This window comes from Paenibacillus sp. FSL H8-0259, from assembly GCF_037963255.1.
GTDB lineage: Bacteria > Bacillota > Bacilli > Paenibacillales > Paenibacillaceae > Paenibacillus_AQ > Paenibacillus_AQ phytohabitans.
Genome location: NZ_CP150147.1, coordinates 3,260,565 through 3,281,807, shown reverse-complemented (window position 1 = coordinate 3,281,807; position 21,243 = coordinate 3,260,565). Strand labels below are relative to the sequence as shown.

Here is a 21,243-nt window from a genome sequence, read left to right as displayed (position 1 = left end):
CATTCATTGTTACAGACTACAGCTTCAGCTTCTGAATCAGCGGCATGCCGATCCGCCGGAGCAGCAGCTCCAGAAATGACCAGCCGCAGCGGTTCAGCCAGGAAGTGCCGCGGTCGTATACAGCAGAAAATTCTATAGCGGCCACCGCTCCCCGGTTACGCTTGAACTGGCCTACACCAGAGCTCTCATGCAGCAGTAGACCGCGGCTTCCGGCAAGCCCGATCAGAACGGCAGACAGCATACGGTAGAGTCCGACAGACTGGGGCAGAGCCGTGTCATAGCCGAAGAGCGGCGCTGTCATTGCACCATCCCGCTCATAGAAGCCAAGTACCGCATCCAGCCTTCCTTCCTGTTCATGCCGCAGCCCATAGATCTGCAGCGTCCCCCGCTCCAGTGCCAAGGCAATGAAAGCTTCTGTAAACTGCGGGTTATACGCCGAATACTTGTCAATGTACAGCAGCCTGTACAGCTCCACAATCCGGGAAATATCCTCTGGTGTAATTTCAGCCGGGGATACTTCGGTATACCCGTGTTTGGCCAGCAGACTCCGGTCGCGTTTAACGAGCCATTTGGCTTTGGAGCCGGCGCTGTTCTGGTGCAGCAGGTAAATCTGCCGGCTTGGCACCAGCTTGCAGCCGTACCCGCGCAGACTGCCGATGAGGTCTCCTGAAGTCTCCATGCTGAGCGAGCGGTACATAATTGTATAACCCGGATATGCCTGCCGGAGATATTCCAGCACATCCGTCAGCTGACTGGCGCTGAGCGCAGGATAGAGATTGGTGGACAGCAGCCAGTTATTAACCTGGATTACCCGGTTGAAGCGGCCTTGTCTCAGCAGCCAGCCCATTCCCCCCAGCATGATGGATAATGTGCCTTCAAGCATCCGGTTGTTCAGCAGAGCAAGCTCCTCGCGCGCATAACTGACATAATGTGTATAGGGGGAACACACATATGAATTATCATAATTGCCATCGTTGACCGTAACCGGAACCGGGATCCCGTCCACTGTCAGCACCTTAACGATGGTATGGACGTTGGAGATATAATATTCCGTATCCCGTTCCAGCAGCGGAGTAATATACTCGCGGGCATAACGCCCATATTCTGTATCCGGCCACTCCAGCTGATCCACCGAATGGCGGTCATATTGAATTACTCTGCTGTTCACAGCTTCCAGCCCCTCTCCACCCGGCGCAGCTTCTGCCTGCCGGGAGTGAAGCTGTACGCTCTGAATTTCAGCTGCGGAGGAATACAGGACAGCCGAGCGAACAGACGTGACAGCTCGCCGGCAATCAGCGGCTCCGTATCTTCCGTGCTGCCCGGCCGTGTGCGGTACGAGATCTCCAGCTCAAGCAAGCTATGCTGGATAACGCGGTAATGCTCAATATCTGCAGAGGCTGCCAGTACTGCCCGGGTGATGAAATCCGGAAACACCGTGACCATTTGGCCGTCTGAAACATGCGGCAGATACAGGATATCATCACAACGGCCTTCAATCCGCTCGATCGCTGTAAACAGTGAACCGCAGGGACAAGGCTCAGCCGCTTCGGTCAGAATATCATTCAGCCGGTAGCGGACTATAGGCTGGACGGATCTGGAGAAATCGGTCACGACCGGTATGAACCGCCGGGATGCCTCATCAAGTACTTCCTTTTCAATATGTACGATGTCCTCATTGAGATGCAGTGTCCCATGACTGCAGGTAGCGCCAAGAAAGCCCTCGGTGCATTGATAAGCCTGATGCACCTTCTGTCCGAAAGTACGCTCAATATGCTCCCGGTCCAGCGGGTCCAGCACTTCCGCGACAGCGATGATTCTGCGCGGCTGCAGATTCAGGCTGCCTGACTGCCGTGCTTCGGCTAACAGTCTCAGCATGGAAGGCGGTGCGATCCAGATATCCGGGCGGTACTGCTCCATCCGGGCCATGAGCTGCGGAAGCGGCTCCAGCAGATCGAAGTACTGGAACTGCAGCCGGCCCTGCTCCACGGATTCATACAAATTGCTGTTTGCCCGCAGGAAAAAGGCAATCCGCGCACGTCTCCACAGTCCCCCGGGCAAAAGCTTGGCCAGCACGGTGCCGGTCCAGGCTGCCTGTTCGTCTTCTCCGACGAGGAAGATCCCCCGGCTGCCCGAGGTTCCTGAGGACAAACCAACAGTGACGCCTTGAAGGGTAGGCTTGAAATCCCTGCTGTTCTCCGCTTCATAGGCTTCAGCAAACGCCTGTTCCTTCGTGATACCCGCTGTATTCAGGTCATCGAAATTCCCCATCATCAGTGACTTCTCAATCACAGGAAACTTCCGCCATTCAGCCGCCGGAATGCCTCCCCACAGCTCCCTGTAGAACCGTGAGCTCTCCCTTACCTTGTCCACATGGCGCCGGATGCGCAGCTCCTGCCACTGCTCCAGCTCTGCTCGGTTCTTCCAGCGCCGGCCCCATTTGGTGAGAATATAATGTGTAATGACTAGCCTCATCCGCTTCATTTCACACTTCCCGTTCCCCAGAGCGCAAGCGCCTCGCGGCAATGGCTCGGTACGATCCGGATATCCGGAAACCGCTCATGGATCTGGCGCAGCCGTTCAAAATTCTGTTTGTACTCCGCACGGCTGGACATGATCAGGCCGGCTGACGGATGCGGCTTGCGGTTCTCCCGGAACGCCCGGCTGGACCAGACCGTATCCGCGCAGAGCAGATAATCATGTTCCCCGGTGGAGACGAACAAGCCAATCATGCCGGCGGCATGGCCTGACATCTCCACCGCCAGCAGGCTTCCGTCTCCAAGCAGATCATACGCCTCCGTGAACGGAAGCCCTTCCGGCAGCTGGCGCATAGCCGAATACTCATCTACGGGCAACGAACGGACGTTGAAGTCATCCGGCAGCAGTCCCGGCAGAAATCCTGCCTTCGTTGCCCGGACCGGACCCAGTCTGCTTACGGCATCGTAGGATTTACGCAAATAGATAAACTTCGCCTGCGGGAAATCCTGCACCCCGCCGATATGATCGGCATGGAAATGAGACAGCACAACATAACGAACATCCTCCGGAGCAATCCCGCCTTCCTGGAGCCGCCGCGCAGCACTCTCTTCATCTGTATACACTACTGGCGTGATCCGGCGGTAGAGCGAAGCCGGCATACGCGCTGTTTCCTGAAAGAACCGGGCACTATAGCCCGTATCGAACAGGATTGGGCCATGCTGCGGATGCCGGATCAAGGCATAGCCTGCCGGAAAACGGGCGGGCTTAAGCGAACCTCCCCGCAGTGTCAGCAGTTCAGGATGCAGGCAATATCCCGCAGACAATATAGATAATCCAACCGGTATCTCTGTAATCATTGCTGTTCCCTCCACCATTCTGCGAAGTTACGAAGACCTTCGTCTAAGGTCACGCGCGGGTGATAGCCAAGCTGCTCCCGGGCCTCCGAAATATCCAGTGTCTGGGAGATTCCCAGCGCGGCTGCCGAATAACGGGTGAGCAGCGGTTCTCCCAGGAAAGGCAGCAGCCTGTGGACACCCTCCATCATCCCTGCTGCGGCATAAGCGGCAGCATACGGCAGCCGCCTGGTATGCAGAGGAATATCAAGCAGGGAGAACAAGCTGGTCATCAGGTCCCTGAACATGACCGGCTCACCGTTGGTAATGTTATAGGCCCGCCCGGAGGCAGAGTGCGGGGCTTCACAGCAGAGCAGCATGGCATCGATTACGTTCTCCACACAGGTAAGATCAATTCTTGCCGTTCCGTCGTTCATCAGCGGAACACCCTTGGTCTCATTAGCCGCAAGCAGCCGCGGGAAGAGGGCATTGTCCATCGGGCCGAAGATCGCTCTCGGCCGGAGCATAAATGCTGTAAGCCCGTGCCCTGCTGCCTGCTCCACTACCCGCTCGGCCATAAGCTTCGTCGCGGCATAAGCATTGGCCGGCTTCCCGGGCAGCGGGTCACTCTCCCGGATTCCGAAGCGGTGACGCTGGCTGGAATACACGCTTGGTGTAGAGATATGAATCAGCCGCCCTACACCCTGCCGCTTGCATCCCTCGGCAATATGGCCTGTCGCTTCCACATTGCATGCATAGAAGTCCCGGTATTTCCCCCAAGGCGAAGACAACGCCGCACAGTGGAATACGAAATCCATCCCCTGACAGGCACGGTCTGCCGTTTCAGCATTCCGCAGGTCCCCGGGAAGGAATACCGCTCCTTCCTTCTCAAGCCGTCTCCCAAGCTCAGGATTCCGTCCCTGCCCGTAGACCTCCCAGCCCAGCTTAACCAGTCTGCGTACGGTATGCTGCCCCAGAAAGCCGGTCGCCCCTGTCACCAGTGCTTTTGTCATCCTTCACCATTCCATTCTATATCTTCTGTCAGCGCTTCTGTAATTGAAATCCGGTGCCGCCAGGCAGTCTTCTGTGCGGCATAGACCACACGGAACTGCTCGCGGAAAGGACGCTGGTCATCCTTCCGGCAGATTACATCTTCTGCCCCGCGCAATGCCCGTCGCCAATTGCTCCAGCCCCCGCGCCCCGGCTTCAGTCCGCAGCCGAGCATGGGCAGAGTCAGCATAGCTCTTCGGCCTGAGCGCGGAATCAATACCTCTCCGGTCTGCACAAGCATACCGGGGTTCAGCAGAGCCTCCGTTAGCCCTTCCTCCGGGGTGAACAGATGAATCCCGCTGGTCGCACGCGGATTGCATTCAATCGGATACAGAATTCCATCCTCCGACTCTATAAAATCAAACCCGATCTGGCCGCTGAAGCCAATAACTCCGGCAAACCGCTGCACCCATTCCTGTGCCGCTGGGTGGTCAAGATGCTCGAAATATACACTCGCACCGCTCCGGCCCGTCCGGTACCTGCTGTCATACGCTGCATGCGCTACTACCGAGCCTTCATGCACGATACTGTAAGTACAGACTGCCTTGCCCTTGATATACTGCTGTGCCACCCAGGGTGCAGCAGCGGAAATACCGGACGGAGGGGGGATTTGTCGCTGCTTCTGGCTCCGGGACCCTGCGTCATCACCGTTACCAGGCAGGATCACTTTAGAGGCAAACCGGGAAAAGGCCGGTTTATAGACCTGCTGTTTACCTTCCGCCGCAGCAATCTCTTGGGTCCGGTGCCACTCGGCAGCGCTGCTAATTAGGGTAGTCTCCGGGACGGCAAATCCAAGAGAGCGGACCCAGTCAATGAACTCCCCCTTGTGATGCAGCCGCGCCAGGATCTCACGGCAGGGAGCAAGCACCCGGCAGTCGGTTATATGCTCAAGTCCAGCAGCGATATAGAATATCTCTTCGCAGGTGGGAATCAGACAGTTAATATTCAGTTCCTCCGTTAATCCGGCGAGCCGCTGAATATAAGCCTGTGGCTGATGCCGGGGAGAAGGCACAAGGAAGCTGGCCTCGACAGCGGAGGACACCCGGCACAGATGATACTCTGAGCTTTCCGCAACGAAGACCCGGTGGCCTGCTGCCTTGAACAGCCTTGCCAGCTCCAGCGCTACCGGGGCGCGTCCGCCGGTAATCAGAATATTCTGATCAATAATCAATAATCATGCCTCCCAAAGACAACCCTGCCGCTGTACCAATCAGCATAATCCGGTCTCCGCGGGTAATCCGGCCCTGCCCTATCGCTTCATGCAGTCCCATCGGTATGGATGCCGCAATGGTATTGCCATGTCCTGCTGTATTGTCGAGGAACCGGTCCTCGGCAATTCCCAGCTTCTTGCGCAGCAGCCGCATAGCCATGGCACTGCCCTGATGAGGAATGACCAGACGGAAGTCACTCATCTGATTACCCGTAGCTGTAAGCATTTCACTGATGAAATCCGGAAGCAGCTTCGAAGCCTTGCGGAAGATGGCCTGCCCGTCCATATGGAATAAATAAGGCACCGCATTCTCCGCAGTGAATTTCTGGGCATGCAGCCTTGTGCCGCCCCCGGCGATTTCCGAATAACGCGCGCCGCTGCTGTAGGTTTTGAGTGAAGTATGAAGAATCCCTGAGGCATCACCGGCTTCTGTAGGACCAATAACGACTGCCGCCGCCCCGTCACCAAACAGTGCCGAGCTCTCCTTATCCTCCCAGTTGAGCCCTGCCGATGCTATTTCTGTAGCAACCAGCAGTACATTCCTGTATCTTCCCGCTTCAACCATATATGACATAACATCAAGACCTACCAGAAAACTCAGGCAGGTCGCATCGATATCAAAAGCCGGAACGCCGGAATCTGCCTGTCCCATCGCCTGCTGAATAAATACTGCCGTACTCGGAAGCGGCTGCTCCTTGGTCCCGCTTGTACAGACCAGACAATCGATGTCCTCAAAGCTTAAGCCTGCATCGGCCAATGCTGCTTCCGCAGCTTTTGCCCCCATCATAGAAGCAGTTTCACCTTCACCGGCATAGTGACGGACGCCTACTCCGGTAATTTTATTAACCCAGCCCGCAGGTGTGCCAAGGACAAGATCAAGCTCCGCGTCACTAATCTGGCGTTCCGGCAGATATTTGCCTGTACCTTTTATTTTTACATGTCTAAGTTGCATCCTGCATCCCCTATCCTATGAGTACCTAGATGTCGAACTTTATATATTATTGTAAACTATAGATATATTCTACTAGATTTCCTGGCCAAGTCATATAAAAAGAAGCATATCACAAATAAGAACTAACGTTCTTCATTTTCCTTGACTATCCATTCCTTCAGGGTTATAGTAAATAAACAATAACACACGCTAAGCGGGAGAAGCACCTCGCAGGATCGGCAGTTCATGCCTTTCTTGGAGGTGCTTCTTTGTGTCCTATGGTGTTGTATTGGCAAATTAATGATGACAGGAGCGGAATGGAATGTTGAAATTGAACCGTTTTACCAGCGAGTTTGTAAAGAGAATCACGGTTATGCTGATCCTGCTGACACTTTGGCCTGGTGTTGCCCCTCAGGTTTCTGCTGCTTCAGACTGGGATTCAGCACTTGAAGAGATTCACAATCTTTATTCGGCTTATACGGAACTGCAAGTAGTGTTAAAGTCGGAAATTCAGCGGAATCAGGAGCTGCGCAAGCAGAATAATACGGCGCTCACAGCGGTTAATGCCAAGCTGCAATCCACAGATGCCGCCCAGCTTGCCAAGCTGCGTGCTGCAGCCGAAGCCATGCAGAAGAAGCATGCCTCAGTGCTGGAGCAATACACTTCACTTGGTAAACAGGCGGCAGCTGCGCGCAAGGCCAATAACCTGAAGAGCGCCACGCTCCTTGAGATCAAGCGCAATAAGCTTAAGCCGGCCGCAATTGCAGCGCGGGCTGAGGTAAAGGTCACAACCTCTGCACTAGCAGAAGCCAAGTCGCTTGCTGCTGCAAGAAATAAGCCTGCTAAGGATGCCCTTGCACCCATTGCAAATCTCAAGAAACAGATCACCGCCCAGAACAAGTTGTACTCAGCCATGCAAGCCGAAAGAAGCGAAGCTGACAAACGCTACAAAGCCGCCGTCAAGGCGGGAGATGCCACCAATGCCGCGGCTGCGATGAAGCTGTCTTACAGCAAAATGGGTGAGATCCGGACAATGACCGGACGTATGTACAGCTGGGAACAGCAGATCAGTACAGCACTCCGTTCCGCAGAATTGAAGCTGCCGAAGTAACTTGTCCCGCAGAATCAGAGCAGCTTCACCAGCCAGCAAATGATGTAGGCTCCCGGAACAAGCAGTGCTTGACCCAGCAGTGATCCCAGAAAGCGTGAGCCCATCAGCAGAACATAGATTTTGCCCAGCTGATCACGGTATTCCACATTTTCAGTCGCCTTATGGGTAATGATTCCGAGCTGCGGGTCGATGAACACTGTCAGCAGGATCGTCGCTAACCCGTTTATCAGACCCGAAGCCTGGGATGCAGTTGTGCTTAAGTCAGGCATTAGTTTGGCTGCATACATGGAGGATAACACCCCAACGGTATAGAAGGCCGTAACGAATATATTCATTACAATGAACCGTTTGGGAATACCCAGATAACGGAAGCTGCGCAGCCTTACCTTCGGCCTGCGGATATATTTCCGCGTATTCTTGAGCTGGCCGACGGTTACGCTGGTCAGGAGCTTCGGAATGGAGCCTTCAATCTCAAGCTTGGAGATGATTCTTCCGAACAGCCCTACGAAGGTAGGAAACAAGGCGATGGCTATTAATGTGCCCAGTGAAGAAGCCAGCATAATAATCCGCAGATAGTTGAGCAGCGGAAAGCTGTCATCTATTTTGCCATAGTCTACGAATTTGGCGGTTAAGGGAGCCTGTACCATATTAGCCGTTCTGGAGACCAGCACAATGATACCGGTCAGGGATAAGGCGATGGCAATCTTATTCAGCTTCACTCCGGCAAACCGTACCGAATACGATAACGTCTCAGCAGTGTGAATGATCAAGGTCAGCAGGCATACCACGATTAAACTGTTCGTCATTTGCAGTTACTCATCTCCAAATCAGGCAGCGTTCGGCTGATTACCGGCAGTCTCATTCCAAATTATTACATACCGGCATCGCCTCACTTAATATATATTCTTCCTCCTGTATATTCCAGAATCAATTTTGTAAGATTTGGTCAATTACATAGCAGAACAGAATTCCGGCCGTATACCGGACCAGATCAATCCAGAGGAAGCCCTGGCCCAGAATCAGTCCGCCTGCTGTTGTCGAGCGTACATGTATAATCCATTCTGCCTGATAGAGCTGGCTGAACTCAATCCCGAAGCTGAAGCACAGGCTGAGTATAAGCGACACCTTTAGCGGATACCGGGTCAACAGCACCCGGAAGGCAAGATATATCATCCCTGCCCAGATCGCATCCCCAAAATGTCCGCTGACAAAGCGCGGCAGCTGGTCAGCGTATGCTCTGGTCCCAAGGCCCAGCATAACAGCGAGCATTACTGCGCCGCAGTAGATCAGTTTGGATCTTATTACCGGATTATGCAATGGAATTACTCCTTTGTATTGAAACTGCTGAATCCTATGGGAACAATATCTTCATTTTGCTTAAATGGCAGTGCTCTACTCAAAAATAACTTTCCGTGTATCAGAGGCATCGCTCACAAACAGCTTCGGGGGATACGGGATGGCTAACTCAGGCAGTTCATCTTCCTTGAAGAATTCCAGTTCTTCCGCCTCCCCGTCCACACTTCTCAGATGTCCTTTGACGATGACGCATTCAAACACAATCACCGTGTACTCCACCTGATCACCATTGGAATATTCATACCTGAATTTCTCTCCGCCGAATACTCCGAGGATCTGTTCAGGGGTGACCATCAGGCCGGTCTCTTCGAACACCTCTCTGCGGAGCGCTCTGGATGGTGTTTCTCCAGGCTCGACCGCCCCTGCGGGCAGCCCCCACAGCGTCTCATCTTTCTTGCGGATCAGCAGAATTCTGCCTTGTTCATCCCGCACTACCGCCGCTACTGACGGCATCAGCAGCAGTCCATTGCCGGCCTTCCCGCGCAGCTCCCGGTAATATTCTGACATTGGCATGAAATTCCCTCCTAAGATTGATTTAGCATTTTATTATAACCCTTCATTCCGGCCTAAAGCTCATCCTTGCGAAAAGAAACCGGATTAACCTTGAAGTCTTCCGGCTGATTCTCACAATCAGACAATTCTACCTTGTAGAATTCTTCGACCTCCGTAAGCTGGATCTCCCGGCAGACATATTCGATTTTCCCGTTGTATCCGGCCCAGTCCCGGGTGCTGTCCACCGTCCAGTGCAGCTCTCTGCCGTCATCATAGAAATCATGAATATACGGTCCGCTGTCGGTGCCCCACTCAAGCATGGTAAGATTGTCTCCTTTGCCTTCCTTAAATCTATGTATCATTTCTCTAATTCTGTCCAAATCCAGCTGATCAAAATGCGTAATCAAGTTACGCTGATCCCTGGCCAGAGGGACTGGCTTATTGATTTCCCGTATCCAAAACCCTGCGAGTAAAACTATAATCAGCGCTTCCAGTACGATAATAGCCAGATAGTATTTCTTGAATCTCTTCATATTCCCTCCCGCTCCGGGGTATATTGGGCAACCCGTATACCTCTATATTTGACACGGTTGTAAGATATTCCTTGTCTGTACGTAATCCGAACATACCCGTAACGCAGTCCACTTCCTATATTTTTGGATATAAATATTTCTTAAGTAGAAAGCCTAATGTATAATTGTTATAACAGTTGAATAGTATGATAAGGAGGAATAGAAATGAATAGGGTGATTGAAATGGAACGGAAAGTTACTAAATTCGGTAATAGTCTGGGAATAACCATGACCGAAGCTTTAAAACAAATCGGCCTGGATTTGGGTGATACTGTTCAAATTGATGTACACCCCTCCAGCGGTGAGATTATTATCAGAAAATCAACTAAAGTCACATTGCCTGCCGGAATTAGTGAGGATTTCATGGATTGCCTATCGGATGTTATAAATGAATATGATGAAACTTTAAAAGGACTAAAGGATAGATGAAAGAAATCCGTTATTTGACCATACAGGAAGTTATAGCTATTAATGTTGCAATGATACAGAGATATAGTACTGGAGAGCAGATAGGAGTAAAGAATCCCGGCTTGTTGGAATCTGCAGTTTTTCGTTCTCAATCATCCGCATTCGGTGACGATGCTTATCCTACTATTTTTGAGAAAGCAGCCGCCCTGTTCGAATCGCTTGGTCAAAACCATCCGTTTCATAATGCGAATAAACGCACGGCGTTTACTGCTCTTGTCATTTTTTTACGCTACAATGGCTTGAGCTTCAAGATGGAGCAGAAATTATCTGAAGACTTTACAGTTGATATGGTGAACCATCAATATAGTTTTGATGACCTGGTGTTAATGATTCAAAGGCATTGTGTAAATTAACGCTTAAGCAATCGCAACCCGCTCAATTAACTGAAGGCGGCCTCATAAATGCAGAAAGCAGCGATTCTCCTGTTATAGGAGAATCGCTGCTCTATGTTATTGCTCGTATACGCCAGCTTCAGTTTTTTACTGCTGTGGGACATTCATCCCTCACCAAGCTCCAGCTGCTCCGTAGGATCCAGCTCCCTCAGCCCGCGCCGACGGGTACGGAAAGTCCACAGCAGATCTGCCGAGAATAGCAGCATAGCCAGCGGAATCACCGGTGTCCATACCTGCTCAACATGCAGATACAGGAAATGAACCAGCGGCTGCAAACCATAGATACAGGCAATAGACAACCCCCACCAGTACAGCGAGAATTTCAGGCAGATATGTCCCTGCAGCTGATAGGGCATTCCCGAATAATCCCACCACTGCTTACGAAAAATACCCTTGAGCAGCCAGCCGCTGACAAACTCAACTGCCGACGGAACAATCAGGGCAAGCATCAGGAATACAGGAAGCGGTAGCCCAATACCCTGTCCCGTCAGCAGCAGCAGCGGCGCACAGCCGTACATGGGTTTGAACGGCCCCTTCAAGAAGCCTTCTTTGCGGAAGGTGCCTGCGCTGTAGAGGTTATAACTGCCTTCAAGCACCCAGCCGAGGAAAGAATATACGGTGAAATAGAACAAATACGGACTTACAGCTGCCAGTGCATTATAACTATCTTGCAAGAGTACCGTTGTCATCGTGTTCGCTCCCGCCTCCAGCCCCAGTATTTCACTAATGGAAGCTAGTATGCCTCCGGGAAACGGAGGTTATGACGGTAATTTCTGGCGGTCCTCACAAGAAGAACAAAATCACCCTAACGGGTGAATCAGCCCGAGCTATGCAGCCTTACAGCTAATGTAGATTTTAAGCCATCTCACATTGCTCTATTCTGAATGCTTTGTTTGGGGCAGCCTCCGGTAAAATCAGGGGCACTTTTGCCCCTCATTCCCGCCTGCTGCCCACTTTTGGCGGATTCAGAGGGATTTATCCCTTTAATTTCCTCCTACCGCCCGCTTTCGCCGGAATCAGAGGGATTTATCCCTTTAATTTCCTCCTGCCTCCCACTTTCGCCAGAATCAGAGGGATTTATCCCTTTGATTTTCCAAGCTCCGACTTCCGGGGATTCTGTGGAATTCCAGATACAAGAACACATTCGTCCTTCAGACGGACCTGCTACAATTTCCAGAGAAGCTTATCCACAACTGACGAATATCGTAATTTCCTATACAAAGAAAAAGCTGCAGGGTTCCGGTTAGGAACTGCAGTCTTTTATAGGAGTTAATGATTTAGGGCCGAATAACGACCACACTAGCCTTCAGGGTTCATTCCTTGTGCTGCTGTTCTCTCTGCATCTGCATTAAGGGCGGACCTTCCTCACGCTGGCTTCTCAGCGTTTCCAGCTTCATGTCGCTTCGCACACCGAAGCTCGATCCGTACTTCTTCTCGAGGTTGCCTGTCAGGGCATCACCGCGCTTTTGCCGATACCGGCCGTTCTCGTTCCGACTACGCATACTAGGTTTCCTCCCTGCAATTTGAATTGCCTGAGACCTGTAAACCTGCGATGATCTGGAGAATCAAGACGTGATGAGGTTGTACTTCTCTATAGTATACAGTATTTACTAAACCAAGCTCAATATGCCCATGTACATAAGCGTAAACAATCAAAAACCCGATACCCTCCTCGTAAGGAGAGCGTCCTACCAATGTGAAAAAAGACTGTCCCTTAGGAACAGTCTGCTGCATCCATGCGCAATGTATTTGACGCTCTAATTCTTCGGAAGCGGGTCGGGATGAGCGGATTCTGCCGGTTTGGCAACCCAGTCATCGGCTTCCGGTTCAATGTCCACACCATTTTCCATCTTTTTGCGTTCCGCGAGTGAATCACCGTCTTTATTCTCTTTGTTGCGGATGTCTGCTTCATTCTCGATATGATCTGGCATCTGAACTCCTCCTTATGCAAGCTGTGCAGGTTTTGAACTACTTAGTTATAGTTACCCGTTGACCTGTTTTGCAAACATTTTGGCTGGAGGTTATTTCACACGGCGCTCCCACTGATCCTGCCAGACTGATTGCAGGGACTCATACTGCTGAATCGCTGAGTTCCTGTCTTCTGCCGGATAGCTGAGAATGATGCTGTCATCACCAGGATCATCTTCCCCGTAAATTGCATAGTAGAAGCTGTTACTTGCATAACCGGGAGACTTCTCCCCCTTCTGCAAGGCAAGACTCCATGTCTCACTGCCGGAATCTGCATAAACCTGGCCCAAGGGTTTGATTTCACCCCGCGCTCCCTCCAGCGCACAGATCATGAACCCCAGCTCCGGATTCAACTCACAGTATTCGTACTGAACCCCGTTAACAGCAAGCTTACCGGTGTAGGAGCGGGTTTTTTCGGCATAAGCACCCTTCAGGGTCACAGTCACTGTCTTCGCATAATCCGCATCCTGCAGCTTATAGGCGGTCACCTGCATTTCCCGGTCCAGCCGGATCACCTTGGGTGCACTCAGGAAGCCGTAAGCAATAATTCCTGCCAGAATAAGTACAGCAATACAGCCGTAGAGCAATTGTCTCAAACCGGCACACATCCCCTGTAAAAAGCTTCGCAAAGACCATTATTTAACAATAAATAAGCTCTTTGCGGCGGGCAAGATATTTTATCACTCAGCATACTCTTCATCCATACAGTTTCACTATTCGTAATACACGCGAAAAACAATATCCTGCTCGTAATTCCCGAACCCGCGTCCGAACAAGGTTAAACCGCCCCGCCTTCGGGTGGTGTCTTCTGCAGTTAACCTGAAGCTCCACTGGTCCTGCTGCCAGCCTACTTCATCAATGGTGACTGCAGAAATCTGCTGGCCGTCTATGTAAGTTCCCCCTGCATTAATCCTCAGCACCTTCAGCAACCCATACTGGTTCACATCGGAATTCCACCAGGCCGGAGTCAGCCTTCCGCGCTGCACACCGAAATCACCGGGACTGGTCCATTTGCCAAGCGGAATTCCGTTCATCGTAAACGCAATGTCTGAAGGCCATTTCTCATTGACGTGCGGCGCTTCCGAGCCGACCTCCATCGAAATCTCAATCTCCTGTACCGTCTGGTCCATGAACAGATAGTTCGGCACCTTATATTCGGCGTAGCCTTTGGCGAACCAGAGAATTCCGGCATCGACCCGCTCCGGGTCCAGGAAATAACGCGGATCATCATAATATCCGATTAGCTTCTCGGTGGTGGCAATGCCGCAGGTCGGTGAAGCCTGAAGATCGGTATAATGCCCCACCGGCACGGAGACCTCAACCACCTTCCGGGCAATGCCTTTGGCTCCAGACAATTTAATCTGCAGAAAATTAGCGGAAAGCGAGCAGTATTTATACGTGCCGCCGTCAATCCGCTTCATTTGGGAGCTGACGATGCCTGCCTTCTGGAGCTTGGCTACGTGGGAGCTGACAATGGCGCTGCTTAGATACAGCCGGGCAGCGATTTCCTTGATATGCATCTCCCGCGCGCTGAGCAGATCAATAATCCGCAGCCGCACTTCACTGGCCAATGCTTCATACACCTTCAGCGATTCGGAATCCGTTGTTAAATACATCCTCTAACCTCCGCACTCTTTGAATTAGCATTTTTATTAATCCTAAATATTTTCATTGCTTAGTAGACGCTGTAATTCGTATGATGGAATCATAATTCAGGATACTAGATTAATATTTTCATTAATCGTAATATGACTTCACTACAAAAGGAGCTTAACACAATGAGCATTCAATCCAAGATGATTGTCGACAAGGACTTCAAGCTGGCCGAGGTAGACCCGAGACTGTACGGATCGTTCATCGAGCATCTGGGCCGGGCCGTTTATGGCGGGATTTATGAGCCGGGACATCCTACCGCAGACGCTAACGGTTTTCGGGGTGATGCCCTGCAGGCCATCCGGGCTCTCCGCGTGCCGATCATCCGTTATCCCGGAGGTAACTTTGTCTCGGGTTATAACTGGGAAGACGGCGTAGGTCCCAAGGAGAGTCGTAAGCGCTCTCTTGAATTAGCCTGGTGGACTACAGAGACGAACCAGATGGGTACCAATGAATTTGCCGATTGGGCCAAGCAGGCCGGTTCAGAGGTCATGATGGCGGTCAATCTGGGCACCCGCGGGATCGATGCCGCAAGGAACCTCGTGGAATACTGCAACCACCCTTCCGGTTCCTACTGGAGCGATTTGCGGATCTCCCACGGGTATCAGGCTCCCCACAATTTCCGCACCTGGTGCCTGGGCAACGAAATGGACGGCCCGTGGCAGATCGGAGCCAAAACAGCCGTCGAATACGGCAGACTCGCGAATGAAACCGCCAAAGCCATGCGCTGGGTTGACCCTACCCTGGAGCTTGTCGCCTGCGGCAGCTCGGGCAGCTCCATGAATACTTTTGCCGAATGGGAAGCAACCGTGCTGGATCTCACTTACGATAACGTAGATTTCCTCTCCCTGCATACCTATTACAACAATAATGATGGAGACACGGCCAATTTCCTGGCACGCTCACTCGATATGGACCAGTTCATCGACAGCGTAGCAGCAGTATGTGATTATATCAAGGCTAAGAAGAAAAGCAAGAAAAAGATTTATCTGTCTCTGGACGAATGGAATGTGTGGAAAACGCAGGGGACCAGCCGCGCGCAGCAGCATTGGGAAATTGCCCCGCCGGAGTTCGAGGATGTCTATAACCTTGAGGATGCACTTGTGGTAGGCTGCTGCCTGATCAGCCTGCTGAAGCATGCGGACCGGGTGAAGATGGCCTGCATTGCCCAGCTGATCAATGTCATTGCCCCTATTATGACTGAGAACGGGGGGCCCCTCTGGCTGCAGACCACGTATTATCCTTACATGCACGCATCAATCTATGGCCGGGGAACGGTGCTGCACCCGCTGATTACCAGTCCGAAATATGATTCCCGGGATTTCACCGACGTCCCTTATCTGGAAGCGGTCAGTGTATTTAACGAAGAGGTGAACGAGGTTACCGTCTTTGCTGTCAACCGTCATCTGGGCGAAGGTATGGAGCTGACCGTCGATCTGCGCAGCTTCGGTGCCGTTGAGGTGATTCAGCATACCATCCTTGAGCATGAGGATCTCCAAGCGGCGAACACCCGCTCGAACCCGGCGAATGTGCTCCCGCATAACCGCGGAACGGCGGCCGCTGACGGCGGCCGGGTAAGCGCCCTGCTTCCGGCAGCTTCATGGAATGTTATCCGGCTGCGTGTCAACGGGTAATACCCTGCATTAATGGTACATGATCCAGGCAACGAACGGTCCGGCAATGGAGCCGACAATGGCGCATACCGTCATGGCCACAGAGCTCATGGACACCGACTGCTCACCGTACTCCAGGGCTTTGGCTGTGCCAAGGGCGTGGGAAGCTGTTCCCAGGCCGATGCCGATGCCGGACTCGCCGCGGATTCTGAACAGCTTAATAATATACGGCCCGCCGATGGCCCCTGTGAATCCGGCGATCATTACGAATACGGAGGTAAGCGAGGAATCCCCGCCGAGATTGCTGGAGATCTGGATGGCTACAGCGGTTGTGATTGACTTGGGCAGGATGGAGAGCACATACAGCTTGGAGAAGCCGAGTCCGGCTGCCAGCAGCAGACCGCTGAACATTCCGACGAGCAGTCCGGTCACCGTTCCGCCAAGGACGGCCGGGAGGTTCTTCCACAGTACGTGACGCTGTTTGTACAGCGGATAGGCCAGGGATACAACCGCCGGTCCAAGCAGGCGGTTAATCCAGTCGCCGCCGATCATATAAGTCTCATAAGAGATATGGAAGCCCATGAGCAGCACGACTACAGTGAACGTTGCGGTCAGTGCTGGCAGCAGGACAGGAAGACGGTAGCGTTTGTATAACATGGACATGAAGAGATAGATGAGAACATTCATCAGGACAAACCCAACGGCCAGCAGAATTCTCATGCTTCCTTCCCCTTCCCTTGCAGGCTGTGCGCACGATACGTCCGGCGTTTCAGCCTTTTGGCGCTGCGGCTGGCAATCCACTGGCTGGAATGTGCCGTGACGACCATGGTCAGTACACTGCTGACCACCAGAATGCCAATCAGGAGAAGCCCTCTTCCGCTGAAGATATCCAGATGGTTCATAATGCCTGCGGTTGCCGGGATGAAGAACATGGGCAGATAAGCCAGAATAAAGGATGAGCCGTTCTCGATCAGCTTCACCGGAACAATCTTGAGCAGCAGCAGGACGAATAGCAGCAGCAGCCCTACGATACTGCCCGGAACCGGCAGATGCAGCAGTTTTTGCAAGTAATCTCCGGCCAGGAAGAACATATACAGCAAGCAGACTTCAGCGATAACGCGGATGATTTTCATATTGCAGGAATCCCTTCAATCTTGAAATGGCGGTCACAAGCAGCCTGTTGTTAGTAACAAGCTGACTTATTAAGAGTATCAGAATTTTCAGCAAGTTTTCAAACTTTTTTCGAAGCTTCTATGTATTTTCATAACTCGTCAAAAAAAACAGATGCCGCCCTTATAAGGATGGCATCTGTTTTTAATTGGCTCACACTTCGCCCAAATTGCTGACGCGGCTGCGTTTAGACCCACTGAACCACCTGACCGGCCGTTTGACGGGTTTTGCCGCGCGGCTCATTAACCCGGTAACCAAAGGCCGCCATGCAGGCAATTCCGAAATGTGCCGGGTCCATTATCCCTTCCTCTGTAAGCACCTGCTCGATCTTTGCCTTGTCGAAGCCTTCAATCGGACAGGAGTCGATGCCAATCTGCGCCGCAGCAGTCATCATATTCCCCAGAGCCAGATAGGTCTGCCGTGCACCCCATTCAAATATCGCCCGCTCATTGCCTTCCAGTCCGAAATCGGATTTCAGGAACACATCATAGACCTTCCGCTTACCCTCGGCAACCTCCGGCGGCAGACTCTGCACATCCCGCATTATGCCCTGAATATACTCCGAATCCGCAGCCATATCACGCGGCAGTCTTGCGAGAATCAGCATGAAATGGCTTGCTGTCGGCAGCTGCTTCTGTGCACCCCAGGCATAAGGAAGCAGCTTCTCACGGATGTCCATACTCTGGACAATAACGAATTTCCAGGGCTCGAAGCCGAAGGAGCTCGGTGACAGGCGGCCTGTTTCCAGGATGAACCCGAAATCCTCATCGCTGATCTTTCTGCTGCTGTCGAATACCTTGGTAGCGTGTCTGTATGCATAGGCGGCCAGAATTTCCTGCTTGGTTGTTGCGGTTTCTTTTACTGTAGTATCCATTTCACATACTCCCTTTCAGTGTATCCTTCAGGTTGGAATTGACGTTATCCTGCTCACATGCTTATAGTAGTGGATAGATAACCATTCGTGAAGTACGCACATTTTTGTTATGTAGTATACAAAATGATACTTAAGGAGCGTGTTCGGTTATGCGTGACCGTAAAGGCGGTTTCGGAGCTTGTCCGGACGGCCAGGGCGCCGCTTGTCCTGTTGAATTCACCCTCGACGTCATCGGAGGCAAGTGGAAGGGTGTGCTTTTATACCATATGATGGATTCAACGAAACGCTTCAACGAGTTCCGCCGGATCTGTCCCGGCATCACGCAGCGTATGCTGACACTTCAGCTCCGTGAGCTGGAGGAGGATGGCGTGGTTCACCGCGAGGTGTATCATCAGGTTCCGCCGAAGGTTGAATATTCGCTGACCGAATTTGGCCGGACGCTGATTCCGATCATTAAGCTGATGAGGGATTGGGGCACAGAATACCAGGCGAAACAGCAATCCGCAGACCGCTGCCCTCCTGGAAATGGACATTTAGAGGAAGAAGCATAATGAATCCGGTGCAGCAACCCGCTGCACTTTTTTTGTACCGTTACCTCACGGTTGTTCAAAAAAATTCTCGGCTTTCTGCTTATGCTCCTCCTTCACCTGTCCGGCAATCGCCCGGATGCCTGCGGCAATGACCGCTGCATCATCCGTGAAACCGAGTCCGATCAGCGCATCGGGAATCGCGTCAATTGGAGAGATGAAATAGGCCAGCGCACCGAATGCTATGCCTTTGGCCCATAACGGGGTTTTGGCATCAATGGCGCAGTAATACATGGCAACCGCATCTTTGGTGAACGGGATTTTGCCCGCCGCTTTCCTCGTTTTGCTCCAGAAGCTCTTCTTCACCAGCTGCTCATTCTTCTGGCTGTATTCGAAATTCTCCACGACCAGTTCCGCGGGAAGCTTGTCTCCATCCTTATTCATCTGCCATTCCCTCCCTTTCCTTAGGCTGCCTTCGCATTCTGACAGCTTAGCACCTTCATTATAACCTTTACACCAATCACCCGCCGCTAATCAGCCTTCCGGTAACTAATCTTTTAACCCAGATGCTCCCGGAAAAAGAGCACCGTCTGCCTGCGCTGGTATTCGCTGACCTCATGCCCGGAGAACGGATAATCCATCATCTGCTTGGGTGACCCGATACGGTTATAGGCAGCATAGATGGTCTCCGGCATGCACACAGTATCCTTCCAGCCTGCGGACATCAGAACTGGTACGGTGAACCGGTGCGCCAGATTAACAATATCGAAATAAGCCAGGTTCTGCAGCACCCGCTCCAGATGCTCCGGATAGCGCTTCAGGTAATCGGCAATCTCTGTGAGAGAGCTGGTTGAATTCAGCACTCCGAAGTCCAGGCGGCAGAGATTCGGAATGTCTGCAGCCACTGCAGCAACCCGGCGGCTCAGTGCCCCGGCCAACAGCGCAATCCCGCCTCCCTGGCTTCCCCCGGTAATGGCAATACGCTCGGGATCAACACCCGGCAGCTGCGCTGCGGTCTCAATGGCACGAACCGTATCTATCGCTACAGCCACATAATAGGAACGTTCCTTCTCCAGCAGCCCCTGGGTGATCCAGCCTCTGACTATACCTTCTTCCTGCGGCAGCAGATTGCCGGTCTCTCCCAGTTGTCCACGCACATCCACCGCGAGTACAGCATAGCCAAGCATTAGAAAGTGAGCATACCGTTCCGGATACCCCCGGTCGCCGGTGTAACCGGGAAACGTAACAATACACGGCAGATCTCCCCGCTCACTTGTGTCAGCAGCAGGCCGGATGTACCAGGCATGGATGGTCGTTTCCCCATAACCTGTATAGCTTACTTTGCTAACCTCCATGCCCGGATATGGAGTTTCTTCAGGGATTATTGTAACATCCAGCGGCAGTTCCTCATCTTCGGCGAGCAGATCATTCCAGAATTCGTCAATCGTTTCCGGGTCCAGCGTAGGCTCTGGACGGCAATTCTCAAGCTCCTGTTTGCGTTGCTCAATAGCATTCATTCATCGGTTCCTCCTGTTTCTCATAAACTTCTTTATCATTGCAAGACACTGTAAGCGCATTTAATATTATAAATATAAATCCATAGAATTCCAAAGGAGATGTTATTCATTCGTTACGGAACCTTGGCACATACAGCGGGCTGCCTGCCGCTCAAAGAATTGACCGCCACTCTACAGACCTACGATATTGACTTCGTACAGCTCGCCCTGGCCAAAGCCATTCAGGATATCGATCTGTCTCCCGGCAAGCTGAGCCCCGGCCTGGCCTCCTATATCGGTGAGCAGTTCGACAAAGCCGGCATCCGCATTGGCGTACTTGGCTGCTATATCAACCCCATTCATCCCGATCCTGCCATCCGGCGGGTAGAGATTGACCGTTTCAAGGAGCATTTGCGTTATGCCCGCCAGTTCGGTGCACCTATGGTCGCTACAGAGACCGGCGCATTGACGACTTTTCAGGAATTCGATCCTTACCGGTATGAAGAAATCGGCTGGGACGCCCTCAAGGCAACGGTCGAGGAGCTGGCAGAGGAAGCCGAGAAATGGGGTGTATTCCTGGCGCTTGAAGGAGTCTGCACCCATACGCTGTCCTCTCCGGCCAAAATGCGCCGTATCCTCGACGAGGTTCCTTCCAGCTCCATCGGTGTGGTACTGGACCCTTGCAACCTGATTGGCGAAGAGGTGCATCTGCAGGATGAGATCGTAGACAGTGCATTCAGCCTGTTCGGCGACCGGATCATTCTGGCCCATCTCAAGGATATCTATAAGGACGGAACCCGGATCCGCCATGGCGCTTCAGGGCAAGGGCTGTTCCACACCACAGAGTTCCTGAACAAGCTGGAGGCACACAAGCCGATGATCGACGTTTCGCTGGAAGAAGTAACTGGCATAGATATTAAGGACACTGTTACCCTGCTGCGCAATCTGCGCCACTAATCATAAGCTGCCAGTTCAGGAGACGTGCTTCATCCTCCTGCAGTGACTTTGGCAGCGCTACAATCCGGCCGGTATGTCAGGGGTGATCCCTCTGC

26 protein-coding genes are annotated in these 21,243 nt (G+C 52.3%); 6 read left to right on the top strand and 20 right to left on the bottom strand.

What is annotated here, in order from left to right; genetic code table 11:
• Window positions 1-16 precede the first annotated feature (16 nt).
• From NSU01_RS13625 to NSU01_RS13600, 6 genes are read right to left on the bottom strand one after another with little or no spacing between them, the layout of a single operon-like run.
• Window positions 17-1,168 carry a GNAT family N-acetyltransferase gene (locus tag NSU01_RS13625; RefSeq protein WP_076246623.1) on the bottom strand — a complete coding sequence of 384 codons (1,152 nt, stop codon included), beginning with the start codon at window positions 1,166-1,168 and terminating at the stop codon, window positions 17-19.
• The gene (locus NSU01_RS13620; RefSeq protein WP_042136124.1) at window positions 1,165-2,481 is read right to left on the bottom strand and encodes a F390 synthetase-related protein; all 1,317 of its coding nucleotides are present in this window, start codon (window positions 2,479-2,481) and stop codon (window positions 1,165-1,167) included. Before NSU01_RS13620 ends, NSU01_RS13625 begins: the two co-directional genes overlap by 4 nt.
• Window positions 2,478-3,332 carry an MBL fold metallo-hydrolase gene (locus NSU01_RS13615; protein WP_076246625.1) on the bottom strand — a complete coding sequence of 285 codons (855 nt, stop codon included), beginning with the start codon at window positions 3,330-3,332 and terminating at the stop codon, window positions 2,478-2,480. The genes NSU01_RS13620 and NSU01_RS13615 overlap by 4 nt, the downstream gene beginning before the upstream one ends.
• Window positions 3,329-4,321, bottom strand: coding sequence for an NAD(P)-dependent oxidoreductase (locus tag NSU01_RS13610; RefSeq protein WP_042136120.1), 993 nt, complete (start codon window positions 4,319-4,321; stop codon window positions 3,329-3,331). The genes NSU01_RS13615 and NSU01_RS13610 overlap by 4 nt, the downstream gene beginning before the upstream one ends.
• Window positions 4,318-5,529, bottom strand: a complete 1,212-nt coding sequence (locus NSU01_RS13605) for an ATP-grasp domain-containing protein (protein WP_076246627.1) — start codon at window positions 5,527-5,529, stop codon at window positions 4,318-4,320. Before NSU01_RS13605 ends, NSU01_RS13610 begins: the two co-directional genes overlap by 4 nt.
• A complete protein-coding gene (locus NSU01_RS13600) occupies window positions 5,519-6,520 on the bottom strand; it encodes a beta-ketoacyl-ACP synthase III (RefSeq protein ID WP_076246629.1) in 1,002 nt (333 codons plus the stop codon). The genes NSU01_RS13605 and NSU01_RS13600 overlap by 11 nt, the downstream gene beginning before the upstream one ends.
• 301 nt (window positions 6,521-6,821) lie before the next feature.
• Here NSU01_RS13600 and NSU01_RS13595 point away from each other — a divergent pair, with 301 nt between their 5' ends.
• On the top strand, window positions 6,822-7,610 hold the full coding sequence (locus NSU01_RS13595; protein WP_076246630.1) for a hypothetical protein: 789 nt from the start codon (window positions 6,822-6,824) through the stop codon (window positions 7,608-7,610).
• A gap of 14 nt (window positions 7,611-7,624) precedes the next feature.
• Here the strand turns inward: NSU01_RS13595 and NSU01_RS13590 are convergent, their stop codons facing one another.
• From NSU01_RS13590 to NSU01_RS13575, 4 genes are all read right to left on the bottom strand, one after another.
• Window positions 7,625-8,416, bottom strand: a complete 792-nt coding sequence (locus NSU01_RS13590) for a lipid II flippase Amj family protein (RefSeq protein WP_039297192.1) — start codon at window positions 8,414-8,416, stop codon at window positions 7,625-7,627.
• Window positions 8,417-8,537: 121 nt separating this feature from the next.
• Entirely contained in the window at window positions 8,538-8,927 is a 390-nt protein-coding gene (locus tag NSU01_RS13585; protein ID WP_231575349.1) for a DUF2809 domain-containing protein, read from the bottom strand.
• Between the two features lie 75 nt (window positions 8,928-9,002).
• Entirely contained in the window at window positions 9,003-9,479 is a 477-nt protein-coding gene (locus NSU01_RS13580) for an NUDIX domain-containing protein (RefSeq protein WP_076246633.1), read from the bottom strand.
• A gap of 53 nt (window positions 9,480-9,532) precedes the next feature.
• A complete protein-coding gene (locus tag NSU01_RS13575; protein ID WP_076246635.1) occupies window positions 9,533-9,991 on the bottom strand; it encodes a DUF4362 domain-containing protein in 459 nt (152 codons plus the stop codon).
• Between the two features lie 204 nt (window positions 9,992-10,195).
• Between NSU01_RS13575 and NSU01_RS13570 the strand changes: the two genes are divergently transcribed.
• Both NSU01_RS13570 and NSU01_RS13565 read left to right on the top strand, forming a co-directional pair.
• Window positions 10,196-10,459, top strand: coding sequence for an AbrB family transcriptional regulator (locus NSU01_RS13570; RefSeq protein ID WP_076246637.1), 264 nt, complete (start codon window positions 10,196-10,198; stop codon window positions 10,457-10,459).
• Complete coding sequence (locus NSU01_RS13565; protein ID WP_076246639.1) at window positions 10,456-10,851, top strand: type II toxin-antitoxin system death-on-curing family toxin; 396 nt, start codon at window positions 10,456-10,458, stop codon at window positions 10,849-10,851. The genes NSU01_RS13570 and NSU01_RS13565 overlap by 4 nt, the downstream gene beginning before the upstream one ends.
• Before the next feature lie 143 nt (window positions 10,852-10,994).
• On the opposite strand, the gene NSU01_RS13560 is transcribed toward NSU01_RS13565, so the two are convergent.
• The 5 genes from NSU01_RS13560 to NSU01_RS13540 all read right to left on the bottom strand — a co-directional run bounded on the left by NSU01_RS13560 (window position 10,995) and on the right by NSU01_RS13540 (window position 14,474).
• Window positions 10,995-11,579 carry a putative ABC transporter permease gene (locus NSU01_RS13560; protein ID WP_076246641.1) on the bottom strand — a complete coding sequence of 195 codons (585 nt, stop codon included), beginning with the start codon at window positions 11,577-11,579 and terminating at the stop codon, window positions 10,995-10,997.
• Between the two features lie 624 nt (window positions 11,580-12,203).
• Window positions 12,204-12,392: a hypothetical protein gene (locus tag NSU01_RS13555; RefSeq protein ID WP_039297241.1), complete on the bottom strand. Its 189-nt coding sequence runs from the start codon at window positions 12,390-12,392 to the stop codon at window positions 12,204-12,206.
• A 255-nt stretch (window positions 12,393-12,647) separates the two neighbouring features.
• Entirely contained in the window at window positions 12,648-12,821 is a 174-nt protein-coding gene (locus tag NSU01_RS13550) for a hypothetical protein (protein WP_179093583.1), read from the bottom strand.
• A gap of 90 nt (window positions 12,822-12,911) precedes the next feature.
• Entirely contained in the window at window positions 12,912-13,454 is a 543-nt protein-coding gene (locus NSU01_RS13545) for a hypothetical protein (RefSeq protein ID WP_076246643.1), read from the bottom strand.
• Between the two features lie 117 nt (window positions 13,455-13,571).
• Entirely contained in the window at window positions 13,572-14,474 is a 903-nt protein-coding gene (locus tag NSU01_RS13540) for an ArsR family transcriptional regulator (RefSeq protein WP_042136103.1), read from the bottom strand.
• A 162-nt stretch (window positions 14,475-14,636) separates the two neighbouring features.
• On the opposite strand from NSU01_RS13540, the gene NSU01_RS13535 reads away from it, so the two are divergent.
• Window positions 14,637-16,145 (top strand): alpha-N-arabinofuranosidase, encoded by a 1,509-nt coding sequence (locus NSU01_RS13535; RefSeq protein ID WP_042136102.1) that lies wholly within the window; start codon window positions 14,637-14,639, stop codon window positions 16,143-16,145.
• A 9-nt stretch (window positions 16,146-16,154) separates the two neighbouring features.
• Here NSU01_RS13535 and NSU01_RS13530 read toward each other — a convergent pair whose 3' ends face one another.
• From NSU01_RS13530 to NSU01_RS13520, 3 genes are all read right to left on the bottom strand, one after another.
• Complete coding sequence (locus tag NSU01_RS13530; RefSeq protein WP_039297246.1) at window positions 16,155-16,844, bottom strand: LrgB family protein; 690 nt, start codon at window positions 16,842-16,844, stop codon at window positions 16,155-16,157.
• Window positions 16,841-17,257 carry a CidA/LrgA family protein gene (locus NSU01_RS13525; protein WP_076246645.1) on the bottom strand — a complete coding sequence of 139 codons (417 nt, stop codon included), beginning with the start codon at window positions 17,255-17,257 and terminating at the stop codon, window positions 16,841-16,843. The genes NSU01_RS13530 and NSU01_RS13525 overlap by 4 nt, the downstream gene beginning before the upstream one ends.
• Window positions 17,258-17,481: 224 nt before the next feature.
• On the bottom strand, window positions 17,482-18,168 hold the full coding sequence (locus NSU01_RS13520; protein ID WP_042136098.1) for an NAD(P)H-dependent oxidoreductase: 687 nt from the start codon (window positions 18,166-18,168) through the stop codon (window positions 17,482-17,484).
• Between the two features lie 149 nt (window positions 18,169-18,317).
• Between NSU01_RS13520 and NSU01_RS13515 the strand changes: the two genes are divergently transcribed.
• A complete protein-coding gene (locus NSU01_RS13515; RefSeq protein ID WP_076246647.1) occupies window positions 18,318-18,719 on the top strand; it encodes a winged helix-turn-helix transcriptional regulator in 402 nt (133 codons plus the stop codon).
• Between the two features lie 45 nt (window positions 18,720-18,764).
• On the opposite strand, the gene NSU01_RS13510 is transcribed toward NSU01_RS13515, so the two are convergent.
• Both NSU01_RS13510 and NSU01_RS13505 read right to left on the bottom strand, forming a co-directional pair.
• Entirely contained in the window at window positions 18,765-19,139 is a 375-nt protein-coding gene (locus NSU01_RS13510) for a YkvA family protein (protein ID WP_042136095.1), read from the bottom strand.
• Window positions 19,140-19,252: 113 nt separating this feature from the next.
• Window positions 19,253-20,212 (bottom strand): acetylxylan esterase, encoded by a 960-nt coding sequence (locus tag NSU01_RS13505; RefSeq protein WP_076246649.1) that lies wholly within the window; start codon window positions 20,210-20,212, stop codon window positions 19,253-19,255.
• 99 nt (window positions 20,213-20,311) lie between these two features.
• On the opposite strand from NSU01_RS13505, the gene NSU01_RS13500 reads away from it, so the two are divergent.
• Window positions 20,312-21,148 (top strand): sugar phosphate isomerase/epimerase family protein, encoded by an 837-nt coding sequence (locus NSU01_RS13500; protein ID WP_042136091.1) that lies wholly within the window; start codon window positions 20,312-20,314, stop codon window positions 21,146-21,148.
• Window positions 21,149-21,243 lie beyond the last annotated feature (95 nt).